We start from the raw sequence: 14,287 nt of genomic DNA, 5'->3' as shown, positions 1-14,287 counted from the left end.
TTTAATGCTTTTTAATTCAAAAATTTAGTCTCAGCAATCTTCATAAGTTTCTTCTTCCTATTTAAATCGGGGTTTTCAAGAACTTTTTCCAATATATATTCCAATATTTCTCCAATAATTGGTCCTCGATCAAACCCAGCATTCATCAAATCATTACCATTTATATCCAAGTCCTTTAGTGAAAACGCCTCATTTCTTTCTAGTATAGCTTCATATCGTCTTTTAAGTACCTCTAAAAATTCGGTTTCACCTCTATGCGTAGTACTCATGACATCTGCCCATTGAAGGTCTATAAAATCATACAACGTATTTGGCTTTAACTTATTCACAAACTTCTTTATAGCTTTATCCGTGTATTCTCCTCGGTATACATGCATATGATTTTTTACCAAATTCACAACACTTTCCGTCATTTCATTACTATACTTTAGCCTCTTCAAAAACTCATTAGCTAAAATCGATGATTCTTTCTCATGACCATAAAAGTGACCAACACCTGTTTCATCCTCTAAATAACATTTTGGCTTTGCAATATCATGTAAAAGCGCCGCTAACCTTATATTCAATCTACACGGTGTCTTTTCAACAACGCTAATCGTATGGTCAAAAACATCCATATCATGATGGGGTGTATTTTGCTCAAATCCTATCATATCTTTTAATTCAGGAAATATAACTTCAATAATTCCAGTCTTTACAAACAGATCCAAGCCTTTTCGCGGATTATTGCTAAGGAGTATTTTATTTAATTCCTCCCTAATTCTCTCCTCGCTCAAAAATGTAAGCAAATTCTTTTTTTTCAATATAGCATCCATTGTTCTACTTTCAATTTCAAAATTCAATTGTGCTGCAAATCTTATAGCCCTAAGCATTCTAAGTGCATCTTCTTCGAAACGTTCCTCTGCCTCTCCAACACATCTTATAATTCTATTTTTCAAATCACTTATTCCTTCAAAATAATCAACAACGCCCATTTCAATATCGTAAGCTAAAGAGTTAATTGTAAAATCTCGCCGTTTCAAATCCTCAATCAAAGAATCAGAATAATATACCACACTTGGTTCTCTATGGTCCACATAGTCCTTTTCGATTCTATAAGTTGTCACTTCATATTTTTCATCATTGATCAAAAGTGTAATTGTTCCAAATTTTTTACCTGTAGGAATTGATTTAACGCTGTTTTTTCTTGCTAATTCCAATATTTGATCAGGATTGGCATCAGTCGTGAAATCCCAATCATTTACGCCTCTGCCAATCAACTTATCCCTAATCGCTCCGCCAACAATATAACATTCATATCCACTTTTTTTAAATATTTTAATTATACTCTCTACATCATCATTTAATTCTATAACATTACTCTTCATCTCTTCTAAAACAACTTCCTCCTACAAATTCTTTCACTATGGAAGTGCTAGGTATTACTCGCTCATCCTCTATTGCTTTAAAGTATTTTAAGAACTTCAAAAGTCTCCTCGCTTCTGAATAATACTTCGAATTTGCATCTATCGATTTCAACAATGGCTCAGCATATTTCTTTAGTACACCTAATTCATAAACTAATGCAGAGTTAAATATCGCATCAGCACTCTCTTGGAATGGGAATATATTTTTGTTCTCCCCTCTTCTAACTGACGCCCACAAACTAAATGTACGCTCAGCATCACTTCCTCTATATTTAAAATCTCTAACCATTCTTCTTAAGATTCTAGTATCTGTAGTTGGTATTCTATTGTGCCTATCAACATTCAATTGAGTCAATGCACTTATATATATTTTGAATTTTTGATCATGTGATATAGCAGAAGTAAGTCTATCATTCAAGCCATGTATCCCCTCTATTATAACAATTTGATCTTCATCTATCTGTATATAATCGCCGTGATATTCTCTTCTACCTTCTTTAAAATTAAATCTTGGCAATTCAACTTTTTTTCCTTGTATTAATTCAAGTAAATCTTTATTGAATTGTTCTAAATCAATAGCTTCTAATGCTTCAAAATCATAATCGCCATTTTCGTCGACCGGTGTATTTTCTCTATTTACAAAATAATCATCTACCGATATAGCAACTGGCCTCTTTCCATTCACTTGTAATTGCACAGACAACCTTTGTGCAAAAGTTGTTTTACCTGATGATGAAGGTCCTGCAATCAATATTATTCTCCTATTTGGTTTTTCACAAATCTGATCAGCTATCATTGCTATTTTCTTTTCTTGAAGCCCTTCACTAACTCTTATTATATTGGCTATAGTGCAATTATCTATATGCTCATTTAGACTTGCAACTTCACCTACACCTAATATTTTGGCCCATGCCTCCGATTCTCCAAAAACTTGAGCTAATTTGTCAGTATTTTCAACTGGTGGAATCTTATACTCATGCTCTCTATCAGGAAAATGAAGTATTATCCCACCTCTATATGCTCTCAAATCAAATAAATCTATATAGCCAGTAGAAATTGCTAAGTATCCATAAAATTTATCATAATAATCTCCAAGCTTTGACACATGAATCATATCTTGCGCTCTGTATTTGGAAAGTCTAACTTTATCTTCTAATCCTTCTTCTTCAAAATATCTATTTGCAACTTGAAGATCCAAATAAACTCTTTCAATAGGCTCATCATTACTAATTATTTTTTTCATTTTATCTTTAATTTTAATCACAACCGCTTCATCTACTTCTATATCTGAAGACAATCTAGTCGATAAACCTCTGTTAAGCGAGTGTTCTATAACCACACTTTCATTTGGAAAAAGCTCTCTCACTGCTTTTATATAAATCAAAGTTAACGTTCTTATATAAACTCTCCATCCGTCTTTATTTCTAATATTCAAAAATTCAATTTCGGCATCTTTTTCAACAAAGCTTTCTAAGTGTTCAATATTATTATTCGCTTTTACACATAGCACACTTTTATAATTATCTTTCAAAAAATGTTTAACAACATCTATATATTTACTCGTTTTACTCACTTCACAAGTCCCATAATTTTTCACATTAATAATAGTCATAAATATAGCCTCCTTCAAAAGCATCATATTAAATTTCTAGTCTTTTAACTTTATACCCATTCTAGTATTATTCTACCATAATTTACTAATATCTACACTATAAGCTATTAGAATCACTAGACAATAATTTTTATAAAAATTCTACATAGTTATTTCATGGTTTTTTGTGATAAAATATGGTATGATCAATAATGTAAGACAGGGGGATTTGATATGAGAACATTTTCAGATAAGGCAAAAGATTTTTTCTATGATATTGTCGATTACATAATAATTGGTGTTGTTGTAATTTGTGTTTTAGGTATTTTAGATTGGCGGTTAGGCATAGTTTTCGATAATAAGATTGCAGCTGTAGAATCTGCTGAAACTGGAACATCTAGTGAAGTTATACGTGAAATCGAAACAGTTACCGAAGCTGGTATTATTGACGATGAAGATAAACCAATTAGTGTAAGCATCGATTTATCAGAACAAACTGCTTCAAATTCCAATGAATCAACAACAGTTTCCAATAATTCCCAAGCAAATGCAAACTCAGGAAACAAATCTTCTGTTGTTTCTAAAAAAGTAAAGATTCCTAGCGGTTCTACTAGTCAAAAAATCGGACAAATTTTAGTTGACTCAAATATTATTGCTAGCAAATCTGAATTTTTGAAAAGAGCTGGTGAGTTAAAATTGGATACGAAATTACAATCTGGAACATTTGACCTTAGCTCAGATATGTCTCTAGACAATATAATAAAAAAAATTGCAGGAAGATAAACATTAACAAAAAGCAGCTGAATAATAAAATACCTCCAAAATAAACGATCTAGTTAAATTAGATTGTCTACTTTGGAGGTATTTTTATTAATATTTATCATTTACATATGAATCTATAATTGACTTTTGAGCTTCTTTTTTAAATACACCATTTCGCTTTAGATAGTCACGTATTTTATAATTTTTAGAATGAAAGACTGCACGATCATAGTTACAAATTTTTATTTCAAATAGCTTACCACTTAAACTCTCAGACGATAACTTTATATAATAAGCTTCTACATTCTTCAAATTTACTATTTTAATTATTTCAAATGTAGCCCTATCTTTTATCTTGTAACATTCATAGGCTTCATCTAAAAATGATTGCATGTATTTTTCTTCACCTTTTAATTCACATTCATGCGCTTCTATATAGTAATACTTAGCTAACATATTATAATATTGATAATTGAACATTCCTTGTTCGATTGTCGTTATATGGTCATATGGTTCTAAGTTATTGTCCTTAAAAAACTTCATACATTCACACACATATTCAGTTTTAGTAATATTACCTTTTTCATATTTATCTATCAATGAATCTCTATTTAAAAAAAATGCTTCTAAATAATTTTTATCTTCCACTCCAGCTTCATCCCTTCTTCTTTAATGCCCAAATAACCGCATTTAATTCTCCACCCAACACTATTGCTACACTCAAAAACCAAAACCAAATCATCGCCAATATCAATGCTCCTAGGCTACCATAAATCGTAGTATATCTAGTAAAAAATCTAACATATAACAAATAAAAATAAGACATAAAGGCCCAACTCGCTAACGTAAATATAGTTCCTGGTAAAATACTCTTAAATGTCAACTTAGGCTTCGGTGCAACGTAATAAAGCGACGCTAATACCAAACCTAATATTCCTGCAAATATGATCCACTTAAACCTTGCTATAATCCAAAGAATAAAGTTATTCTCAATTTCTAACTGCGTTAATCTAGAAAAAACAAACTCCCCTAATATAGGGAAAAATATAATTGCAACAATACAAACGCCTAGCATCACAGTATATAGATACGCTATACCTCTTCTTCTAAAATACGACCTTGATTCTACAGTGTCATATGCTGAATCTAATGCTCTAAATATTGCATTTACTCCTTTTGATGCTGCCCATATAGTAAATATCAGCGAAGAAAAAAGTACAACATAGTGTCTTTCATTCAACAAATAATCTAGATAATTCTCCATGAAACTTAGATCAATCCACTTTGCTGGTACATATCTATATATGTAATCTACTACCAAATCTGACGACAGATTAGCAAAACTCAAAAGCGTCATCAAGAACATTAAAAAAGGAAATATTGACATAAGCAAAAAATAAGCTATTTCAGATCCTAATGCTGTCGCATGATGATCATTAAATCGCCTATACATTTCAACAAAAACTTTTATAGCATGGTTTCTATTAAATACAAGCATACGCAATCTCCTTCTAAATATCTTTCAATGCTCTTCCGTTTAAATAGTTACACTTCATACCCTGTCTATACCCATTTATAATCATCTTCTCAAGTAATTCGTCTTTAATTTTCCACCAACTAGTATTCCAATTCGCTGTTATGGTATCCTTTTCTGGAGCTCTGCCAATCAAACGCTGAAGAACTATATCTTTATCTAGATACATTAAAAATTCAATAACTCGATTTATATAATCTTCTTTCGTTAGCAATGTTACTTCCTCATTTGCATACAACTCTGCCAATCTAGTATTCTTAACAATATAAAGAGCATGTAATTTCACATAATCTACTCGCAGTGCAGACAAAACTTTTGCAGCTTCAATTACATCCACAATATCATCCCATGGTAAATCTATTATCAAATGAGCACAAACTTTAAAACCATGTGATTTAATTCTATAAACTGCATCTATAAATTCAGCTAATCCATGTCCTCTATTTATAATTTTTAAAGTTTTATAGTTTACTGTTTGTAAACCAAGTTCTATTGTTATCTTGACATTATTCTCATTTGACAATGCCTTTAAATATTTCAAGTACTCATCACTTATACAATCTGGCCTCGTTGATATAGCCATTTCAAGAACATCTTTCTGTATTCCAGCTTTCATAAACTCTTTAAATTGTTCAATCGGCATATATGTATTTGAGAAGTTTTGAAAATAAGTAATAAATTTCTTTGCATTATATCTCTTGCGAATATACGCTGAATTCTGTTCAAATTGATCTTTAACTGAAATATTAGATTCTAGTGATTCATGACCTGCCCCCATGCTGCCACAATAAATACATCCTCCGGTTCCCACTTTTCCATCTCTATTAGGGCAAGTAACGGGTAAGTTAATTGGAATTTTATAAACCTTTTCTCCATACATTCTCTTTAATTCACTTGAATACACTCTATACAATTCGTCTTCATTAATTACATTTTTATCCATATTATACCTCTTCTAAAATAGAAAAGGTAGGGTTTCCCCTACCTATCAGTTCTGAATTCTAGGTGTTACTTGATTTCTACTTTGTATTCGCTTCTCAATCTTTCTGATTCTTCCAAATACAATTTATTTTGCTTCATAGCTACCAATTGACCTTTGATTTGCTCTTTAACTTCATCATAAGTCTTCTCACCAGCTGGTTTTTTATCAGTAACTTTGATAATGTGGTATCCGAACTGTGTTTGAACAGGACCTCTAACCTCATCAATATTCATGCTAAATACAGCTTCTTCAAATTCTGGTACCATTTTACCTTGGTCAAATGAACCTAAATCTCCACCTTTAGCACTTGATGGACAGCTTGAATGTTCTTGAGCTGCTTCTTCAAAGCTTTTTCCACCTTCAATTTCGCCCATAACTGCCTTTGCTTTTTCTTCTGAATCTACAAGAATGTGGCTAGCACGAACTGTCTCATTAACTTTGTACATTGACTTATGCTCATCGTAGAACTTCACAGCTTCATCTTCTTCAACTGTAGCTGCTTTTAATAATTTTGCAATAGCATATTGCTTTGTAAAATTTTCTGTAACTTTTTTTAATTCGTCTTGATATTCTTTATCTGCTTCGTAATTTTTATCTTTTGAGTCTACTAAAAACAACTCCTGAGTTACTAATTCGTTAATTAATTGTTTTCTACCTTCTTCGCTACTAAATTGCATAGCTCTCTGACCCAAACCTTGCATCAATAAATGAAGATCTTGCTCTGTTATTTCTCTACCTTCAACAACGGCTAAAACTTTATTTTCCATCTAATTCTCTCCTTTATTATAAGTCATCATCTTTACCTTACTACAAAAATCACTTTTTTGCAAGAATTACTAAGCTTCAAAGAACGTTTTAAACACTTTATATACAGATCTATGGTCTTCGACTCCGCCAAGTTCTCTAACTGAATGCATTGCAAACATAGGATTTCCAATATCAACTGATTTTATATCTAATTGAGTAGAGCTAATAGGACCTATAGTAGATCCACCACGTTTATCAGATCTATTTGCCATGTACTGCAAGTTCACATCAGCAGCTTGGCAAAGTGCTTTAAACACAGCTCCTGATTGACCATCTGTAGTATAAGCCTGACTTGCATTAACTTTCAATACTGGTCCTTTATTTATTACCGGTCTAGTGACTGGATCATGTGCCTCACCATAATTAGGGTGTACTGCATGTGCCATATCTGCAGATATCATAAATGATTTGTAAAGTGCAGTCATAAAGTGTTCTCTGTCTTCATCGTAAGACAAACAAATTCTCTCTAATATATTTTTCAACATTGGTGAAGCTGCACCTTGTTTTGTTCTACTTCCAACCTCTTCATTGTCAAAGCAAATCATGACATTTGTAGAATCTACATCTTTAGATGTTTTAAGTGCTTCGATTCCTGCATGAACCATAGCCAAATCATCTAATTTACCAGATGATATAAATTCTTCATTGAATCCTACCAAACTACCCTTTGCAAATTCATAAAGTGTTAGTTCAAAATCTAGTATTTCTTCTGCTTTGACACCTATGTGTTCTGCTAATTTTTTTACTAAGTAATTTTCTTTTTCAAATTCATCATTTATCATTTCAACAAGTGGCAACAAATCTTTCTGCGCATTGTATTTATATCCATTATTTACTTCTCTTTGGAAATGTATAGCCAAATTTGGAATTATCATAAGAGGTTTATTCATATCAACAATTATAGTTGTAGGTTTTAATGGTGAATCTGATTTCACGCAAACTCTACCAGCTATAGAAAGTGGTCTATCCATCCATGTATTATATATTGGTCCACCATATACCTCTGTATTTAATTTCAGATATGATCCTTCCGCTTTTATTTCAGGCATTGGCTTTATACTAAATGTAGGAGCATCAGTATGTGCACCAATAAGCTTAAATCCAGTTTCTGATGGTAATTTTGCCCCAGTTTTAAAAGCTACTAATGCTGAATCATTTTTTGTTACAAAGTATTTTTTCTCTCTATCTAACTTCCATGGTTCAGATAAAACTAATTCTTGATAACCTGATTCTACCAAATCCTTTCTCAAATTTTCAACAACATGAAATTTTGAAGGCGAATCATCTATAAATGATAAAAGGTCTTTAGCAAATTGTTTTGATTGTTCCATAGTTATAACTCCCCCTAGTTTATTAAAATTTAATTTAAACGAGCAAAAAGAAGGGAATTCTCCCTCCTTCCTTAACTCAATTAATTATTCGCAACCGCAGTTTCCGCCACACTCGCACTCATGTTTCTCTTCGTCATCGTGACAGCCACAACCACATTCATGGTCATGGTCATGCTCTTCTTCTAATATAGCTTCGAATATCTCAGCTACTTGCTCGTATTCTTCATCTGTTTCTATATTATCTAAGGCAATAGCGCCATCTTGTTCTTCATATCTATACAAGAATACCTCTTCTCCATCTTCTGGTAGTAATGCGATATATTCATGCTCATCTGTTTCAAACAAGCACAATACGTCACAAAGTGCCTCTTCTCCGTTTTCAAACTGAATAGTAATTTTATTTTCCATAGTCAAATACCTCCTTTTGTTCTAATGATAACAGAAACTTAGCTATAATGAAACACTTTTCTCTTTAACTCTTTGTATTATTTTCCTCTCAATATAAAATACAATGACATTGAATCCTAAATAAATACTTAAAATCAAATACAAACTATTTATAAAAAATTTCTGTGGTAAAACATAAATAATAGGATCTATTCGCGGATCAAAAATCCAATATTCATTTTTAAAAACAAGTCTGTGAAAAAATTCAAATGACCAATCCTCAAAAAATAAAAAGCTAACCCCAATTATCAACAAAATTACTATTGAGCTAATCATTGCATACTTTAAATATCCTTTTCGATTTCTTGCTATAATCCAAACTACAATTGCTAATACAAATGGTGTTGCATATATGACAATTTGATTTATGCTATTTACGATATGCTTTACTTCTTCAAAGTGATAGGCTGAATCACTTGATAGCTCAAAATAGTTTAATCTAAGCTCTTTAATTTCAGCATTTAGCGTGTATTCTATTAAATGAGTTATTTCTTTCTCAACTGTATCTCTTTCTAAATTAACATACCGTTCTAAATGCATTTCTGATAATATGCTTTTGTACATATTTATTTCAAAATTTCCTGCAATAACTACGCTCAAACTTGCCATATATAGTGCTAATAATATTCCTACAACTAATTTTTTTATTTTCATAATAAAACACCTCTTATTGACATCAAAATAGGAGCATTCGCTCCTATTTTTAATACCACTGTTTTCTAATAAAAATCAGCATTTATTTTTTTACAATTATTTTTTTTATAGCCTTAAATTTCTCTTTTTTATCTAGCAAATCGTCCTCACAAAAATCAGACATCTCTAACTTTTCAAGTCTGCTCTTTATTTTACGCTCAAGTATACTTTTAATAAGTACCACAAAAGGAACACCCAAAAGCATTCCAACAACCCCCATCACTTTTCCGCCAAGCGTAACGGCAAGTAATATCCAAAAAGGTCTAACTCCAACTCTATCACCTAATATTTTGGGTCCTAAATACAATCCATCGAATTGTTGTAACGCAAATATTATAATCATAAGCCAAAGTGCTTTTATAGGATCAATAAGAAGTGTAATCAATACAGATGGTACAGCTCCTATAAACGGGCCAAAATAAGGTATCATATTGGTTATACCTACAATTGTACTTATCAAAGCACCATTTGGTATCTTAAATATAAATAACACAAGGAAACAAATAATTCCAATTATTAGAGAGTCTATGAATTTCCCCACTAAGAATTTAGAAAAAATATCATTTGCTTCTTCCAAAGTATTCATAAATTGATCAGCAGACTCTTTTTTCTTAAACGCATAAATAAACCGCTTCACTCGTGCCATCAAATCTGATTTATCTACCAACATGTATATAGCCAAGAAAAAACTGATAACTACACCAAAAACACTAAGTGTAAAATTCAAAGCTTTATTAAGCACAAGCGGCGCAATATCAGGTACCCACGTCCCCACAGATTCTGCAAATTTATCTATATACACTCGTATCTTCGCTGTTATTTGATAAACTTCTGGTCTATTAAAGGAAGTTTCCACCTTAGTTAGTATCTCATCAACTTGCCCCATATAAGAAGATAGTGCATTGAAAGAATCAGTTAAACTTTTAGCCAAATATGGTAATCCTATCATAACTAAAAAGAAGACTACACCTATAACTATTATTGTAGTCAACGCTATACTTATTCCTCTTGATACCTTCAAGTTTCTCATAAAAAAGCTAACCATAGGATCTAGTAAATACGCAATAGCAAATGCAGTAAGTAGTGGAGTCAATATACTCATAAGCCATCTAAACTTTTCCGCATCATTTACGACATTGAAAAATATAATACCTACAATTACAATAAGCAATAATTTTGCATAAGAAATTTTAACATTCGCTTCCATTTAATTCCTCATTTCTAAATTTTCTAGTTGATAGAATTAAATTTTCAAATATTCTCTAATCCTATCACTACTATTATAGCTTATTTCATCTATATGCGCATCCATTATTATTTCGCCATCTTCCATAAATATTATTCTATCAGAAATTGCCTTTGCGAATTCAACTTCATGGGTTACTATAACTAAGCTAAGACCTTCATCAGCTAACGATTTAATTGTTTGCAAAACCTCTTGAGTAAGTTCTGGATCTAATGCCGCAGTAGGCTCATCAAATAATATTATATCCGACGACATAGCAAGAGATCTCGCTATAGACAACCTCTGTTTTTGACCACCTGAAAGTTGATTCGGATAATGATTTTCTCTATCCGCTAAACCAACCTTCTTTAGTGAATCTCTTGCAATTAATAGCGCTTCTTCACTAGTATTTTTTTTCACGTCTTTAAGACCAATAGTTATATTTTCTATTGCATCCATATTTTTAAATAAATTATAGTTTTGAAATACCATCCCTAAAGAACCATTAGTTTCAATGATCCCACTATCTATACTCTCAAGACTAGCTATAACTTTAAGCAATGTACTTTTCCCCGATCCAGATGGCCCTATAATAGATACTATTTCTCCTTTTTTTATATCCAAATTTATAGCTTTAAGCACCTCTAACGAATCATACTTTTTGCTTACATTTCTACATTTAATCATATTTTAACCCCATTTTTCATAATATTTTTCAATTTTCTTAAATCCAAAAACTACTATAGCTGTAAAAATCAAATAGAACACTGCCGCAAGTATAAATGGATATATAACTATGTCTCTAGTAACTACTTGTTTTGCAGCTCTTAGGACATCTCCCATACCTATAGCTGCGACTAACGCTGTATCTTTTACCAGTGTTATAGATTCATTTGCTATAGAAGGTAAACAATTCTTAATAGCTTGAGGTAATATTATTTTCATATACAAAGTTTTTTTAGATAATTTTAATACTTTGGCAGCTTCCCATTGACCTTTGTCTATAGCGTTTATACCGCCTCTTATAATTTCCGTCATATAAGCTCCGTAGTTCAAAACAAAAGCCAGCAATGCCGATTGAAAAGCTCCTAAACGAATTCCTATAGCAGGTAAACCAAAATAAACAAAAAATAATTGCAATAGAAGTGGCGTTCCTCTAAAAAGCCATGTATATAAAAATATAATGTTCTCTACTATTTTATTTTCTCTTTTCCTTAAAAATGCCAGAGCTATTCCAAGTGGATATGCTCCTAATATTGTAAATAGATAAAGGGCTGTCGTTAAGCCAACGCCCTTTATCATGAATTGTATTGTTTGAATTACTTCATTCATTTATTCTGCCTCCGTCAATACTATATCTTCTCCAAACCATTTTTCTGAAATCTCTTTCGATTTTCCTTCTTTTTTCAGCTCTTTCAAGTACTTATCAATTTCTTTTTTTAGAGTATCATCTTCCATTCTCATACCAATTCCGTACAACTCTTTTCCAAGATCCTCTTCAAGAACTTTGAAATCAGATTCTGATTGTTCAATGTAATATCTTCCCAAAATTTCATCCACCACAAGCGCATCTACTCTTCCAATTTGCAAATCCATGAACGCTTCTGTATTCGTAGGATAATACTTTACATCATTTAGTGATTCTTTAAAACCAGCCTTTGAATCTATAGCTTCCGAACTACTACTTTCAAGCTGTGCTGCAACAATTTTCCCACTCAAATCTTTCAAACTATTTACTTTTGAATCTCCATTTACAACAACAATTTGTTTATTCGCCATATATGCTCCTGAAAATCCTATTTTCTTTTTTCTCTCTTCTGTTATAGTGAGCCCATTCCAAATTAAATCTATATCTTTATTTATAAGCGATAATATAATGCCATCCCATTCAACTGGCTTAAATTCAACTTCAACGCCAAGTTTCTCTCCAACAGCTTTTGCCAAATCTATATCAAAACCAACTATTTCTCCAGTTTCATCTACAAATCCCATAGGTGGAAAATTATCATCCAAACCTACCACTATTTTACCTTTTTCCTTTATCGCTTCTATTCCAACTTTAGATGTATTTCCACTACATCCTGCTAACCCCAAAACAATCATCGCTGCGATGACTAATACTAATATCTTTTTCATTTTCAATTCCTCCATTTTTATGTTTGTCTTCTACAATTCTTTTTATAATAGAATGATGATGGTCCATAGTCATCCCCCCTTTTTACTTTAGTGAACTAAACTATGAATCTAATTATACTTTAGTTTGATAAAGTTGTAAAGCTTTTTATTTTATGAAAATAAAAAAAAGCGAGAGATTTCTCTCTCGCTAGCATGAGGTAGGGGCCTTGTAAAATTGCGAACTCAATGCCCCATAGCTTATATTATACTTTCCTCAGTATCTGCATCAAATAACTTAATTCTATTTTTGTCAATTGCTAATTCTATAACTTCACCCATAGCCGGAGAAAATCTAGAGTCCACCCTTGCAATTCCTCTATTACCATAAACATCTATATACAAGTAAGATTCAGACCCCATCATTTCAACCACATCAACCTTTACCTTCATCACAGAGTCTCTTGATAAATCTATAAATGCCTGCTCTTCATGCAAATGCTCTGGTCTAATTCCTAAAAAAACCTTTTTCCCTAGGTAACCCTTCTCAACTACAGTTTCTGCTTTTCCTTTAGGTACTTCAAAAGAAACATCTCCAAAATTAATTTTACAATTCTCAACTGATGATCCACTAATTTCAGCTGATATAAAATTCATCTGTGGACTTCCAATAAAACCTGCGACAAACATATTAGCTGGGTTATCGTAAACTTCTTTAGGCGTTGCCGCTTGTTGCATAACACCATCTTTCATTACTACAATTCTATCAGCCATGGTCATAGCCTCTGTCTGGTCATGCGTTACATATATAAATGTTGTTTCAAGCTTTTTATGAAGTTTAGATATTTCTGTACGCGTTTGAACTCTAAGTTTTGCATCCAAGTTTGACAAAGGTTCATCAAGTAAAAACACCTTAGGATTTCTAACTAATGCTCTTCCAAGCGCAACACGCTGCCTCTGTCCACCTGACAACGCTCTCGGCTTTCGGCTAAGATATTCTTCTAGTCCTAATATCTTAGCTGCTGATTTCACCTTTTCATCTATTTCACTTTTTGACACTTTTCTAAGTTTCAATCCAAAAGCCATGTTATCATAAACTGTCATGTGAGGATAAAGCGCATAATTTTGGAATACCATAGCAATATTTCGATCTTTTGGCGGAACCTCATTCATTAATTCATCATCAATATAAAGTTCACCACCACTAATTTCTTCCAAACCAGCTATCATTCTCAAAGTTGTAGATTTCCCACACCCTGATGGTCCTACAAACACAATAAACTCTTTATCTTCAATCTTTAAATTAAAATCATCTACCGCTTTCACATCTCCAGGATAGATTTTCTCAATATTTTTTAATACCAATCCTGCCATATTAAGCCCTCCAGTTCTTGTTT

15 protein-coding genes are annotated in these 14,287 nt (G+C 32.0%); 1 reads left to right on the top strand and 14 read right to left on the bottom strand.

From position 1 onward, the window contains the following. Positions 1–11: 11 nt before the first annotated feature. Together N4A40_02200 and N4A40_02195 are read right to left on the bottom strand one after the other, a co-directional pair. Positions 12–1,367, bottom strand: coding sequence for a CCA tRNA nucleotidyltransferase (locus tag N4A40_02200; GenBank protein MCT4660645.1), 1,356 nt, complete (start codon positions 1,365–1,367; stop codon positions 12–14). After that, the gene (locus tag N4A40_02195) at positions 1,357–3,018 is read right to left on the bottom strand and encodes a nucleoside kinase (protein ID MCT4660644.1); all 1,662 of its coding nucleotides are present in this window, start codon (positions 3,016–3,018) and stop codon (positions 1,357–1,359) included. Before N4A40_02195 ends, N4A40_02200 begins: the two co-directional genes overlap by 11 nt. Positions 3,019–3,231: 213 nt before the next feature. On the opposite strand from N4A40_02195, the gene N4A40_02190 reads away from it, so the two are divergent. Beyond that, a complete protein-coding gene (locus N4A40_02190) occupies positions 3,232–3,780 on the top strand; it encodes an endolytic transglycosylase MltG (protein MCT4660643.1) in 549 nt (182 codons plus the stop codon). A gap of 87 nt (positions 3,781–3,867) precedes the next feature. Here N4A40_02190 and N4A40_02185 read toward each other — a convergent pair whose 3' ends face one another. The 12 genes from N4A40_02185 to ugpC all read right to left on the bottom strand — a co-directional run bounded on the left by N4A40_02185 (position 3,868) and on the right by ugpC (position 14,264). Beyond that, entirely contained in the window at positions 3,868–4,407 is a 540-nt protein-coding gene (locus N4A40_02185) for a hypothetical protein (protein ID MCT4660642.1), read from the bottom strand. Between the two features lie 7 nt (positions 4,408–4,414). Next, positions 4,415–5,257 (bottom strand): YihY/virulence factor BrkB family protein, encoded by an 843-nt coding sequence (locus N4A40_02180; protein MCT4660641.1) that lies wholly within the window; start codon positions 5,255–5,257, stop codon positions 4,415–4,417. Positions 5,258–5,270: 13 nt separating this feature from the next. Next, positions 5,271–6,236 (bottom strand): TIGR01212 family radical SAM protein, encoded by a 966-nt coding sequence (locus N4A40_02175; protein MCT4660640.1) that lies wholly within the window; start codon positions 6,234–6,236, stop codon positions 5,271–5,273. 65 nt (positions 6,237–6,301) lie between these two features. Next, a complete protein-coding gene (locus tag N4A40_02170; protein ID MCT4660639.1) occupies positions 6,302–7,042 on the bottom strand; it encodes a peptidylprolyl isomerase in 741 nt (246 codons plus the stop codon). Between the two features lie 69 nt (positions 7,043–7,111). Then, the gene (locus tag N4A40_02165; GenBank protein MCT4660638.1) at positions 7,112–8,413 is read right to left on the bottom strand and encodes a M18 family aminopeptidase; all 1,302 of its coding nucleotides are present in this window, start codon (positions 8,411–8,413) and stop codon (positions 7,112–7,114) included. 84 nt (positions 8,414–8,497) lie between these two features. Then, positions 8,498–8,821 carry a DUF1292 domain-containing protein gene (locus N4A40_02160; GenBank protein ID MCT4660637.1) on the bottom strand — a complete coding sequence of 108 codons (324 nt, stop codon included), beginning with the start codon at positions 8,819–8,821 and terminating at the stop codon, positions 8,498–8,500. 42 nt (positions 8,822–8,863) lie between these two features. Continuing rightward, positions 8,864–9,514 (bottom strand): TIGR01906 family membrane protein, encoded by a 651-nt coding sequence (locus N4A40_02155; GenBank protein ID MCT4660636.1) that lies wholly within the window; start codon positions 9,512–9,514, stop codon positions 8,864–8,866. Between the two features lie 82 nt (positions 9,515–9,596). Then, positions 9,597–10,760 carry an AI-2E family transporter gene (locus tag N4A40_02150; protein ID MCT4660635.1) on the bottom strand — a complete coding sequence of 388 codons (1,164 nt, stop codon included), beginning with the start codon at positions 10,758–10,760 and terminating at the stop codon, positions 9,597–9,599. Positions 10,761–10,796: 36 nt separating this feature from the next. Next, entirely contained in the window at positions 10,797–11,465 is a 669-nt protein-coding gene (locus tag N4A40_02145) for an amino acid ABC transporter ATP-binding protein (GenBank protein ID MCT4660634.1), read from the bottom strand. A gap of 3 nt (positions 11,466–11,468) precedes the next feature. Continuing rightward, positions 11,469–12,110, bottom strand: a complete 642-nt coding sequence (locus N4A40_02140; protein MCT4660633.1) for an amino acid ABC transporter permease — start codon at positions 12,108–12,110, stop codon at positions 11,469–11,471. Continuing rightward, entirely contained in the window at positions 12,111–12,914 is an 804-nt protein-coding gene (locus tag N4A40_02135; protein ID MCT4660632.1) for an amino acid ABC transporter substrate-binding protein, read from the bottom strand. A gap of 237 nt (positions 12,915–13,151) precedes the next feature. After that, the gene (ugpC, locus tag N4A40_02130; GenBank protein MCT4660631.1) at positions 13,152–14,264 is read right to left on the bottom strand and encodes a sn-glycerol-3-phosphate ABC transporter ATP-binding protein UgpC; all 1,113 of its coding nucleotides are present in this window, start codon (positions 14,262–14,264) and stop codon (positions 13,152–13,154) included. Positions 14,265–14,287: the final 23 nt, after the last annotated feature.

The organism is Tissierellales bacterium, from assembly GCA_025210965.1.
Lineage (GTDB): Bacteria > Bacillota > Clostridia > Tissierellales > JAOAQY01 > JAOAQY01.
This window is presented reverse-complemented; position numbering and strand designations above follow the sequence as displayed.

What these genes read in the sequence shown, in the direction of transcription:
- N4A40_02200 (MCT4660645.1), bottom strand. Translation starts at nt 1,367, where the DNA reads ATGAAGAGTAATGTTATAGAATTAAATGATGATGTAGAGAGTATAATT.
- N4A40_02195 (MCT4660644.1), bottom strand. Translation starts at nt 3,018, where the DNA reads ATGACTATTATTAATGTGAAAAATTATGGGACTTGTGAAGTGAGTAAA.
- N4A40_02190 (MCT4660643.1), top strand. Translation starts at nt 3,232, where the DNA reads ATGAGAACATTTTCAGATAAGGCAAAAGATTTTTTCTATGATATTGTC.
- N4A40_02180 (MCT4660641.1), bottom strand. Translation starts at nt 5,257, where the DNA reads ATGCTTGTATTTAATAGAAACCATGCTATAAAAGTTTTTGTTGAAATG.
- N4A40_02175 (MCT4660640.1), bottom strand. Translation starts at nt 6,236, where the DNA reads ATGGATAAAAATGTAATTAATGAAGACGAATTGTATAGAGTGTATTCA.
- N4A40_02170 (MCT4660639.1), bottom strand. Translation starts at nt 7,042, where the DNA reads ATGGAAAATAAAGTTTTAGCCGTTGTTGAAGGTAGAGAAATAACAGAG.
- N4A40_02165 (MCT4660638.1), bottom strand. Translation starts at nt 8,413, where the DNA reads ATGGAACAATCAAAACAATTTGCTAAAGACCTTTTATCATTTATAGAT.
- N4A40_02160 (MCT4660637.1), bottom strand. Translation starts at nt 8,821, where the DNA reads ATGGAAAATAAAATTACTATTCAGTTTGAAAACGGAGAAGAGGCACTT.
- N4A40_02155 (MCT4660636.1), bottom strand. Translation starts at nt 9,514, where the DNA reads ATGAAAATAAAAAAATTAGTTGTAGGAATATTATTAGCACTATATATG.
- N4A40_02150 (MCT4660635.1), bottom strand. Translation starts at nt 10,760, where the DNA reads ATGGAAGCGAATGTTAAAATTTCTTATGCAAAATTATTGCTTATTGTA.
- N4A40_02145 (MCT4660634.1), bottom strand. Translation starts at nt 11,465, where the DNA reads ATGATTAAATGTAGAAATGTAAGCAAAAAGTATGATTCGTTAGAGGTG.
- N4A40_02140 (MCT4660633.1), bottom strand. Translation starts at nt 12,110, where the DNA reads ATGAATGAAGTAATTCAAACAATACAATTCATGATAAAGGGCGTTGGC.
- N4A40_02135 (MCT4660632.1), bottom strand. Translation starts at nt 12,914, where the DNA reads ATGAAAAAGATATTAGTATTAGTCATCGCAGCGATGATTGTTTTGGGG.
- ugpC (MCT4660631.1), bottom strand. Translation starts at nt 14,264, where the DNA reads ATGGCAGGATTGGTATTAAAAAATATTGAGAAAATCTATCCTGGAGAT.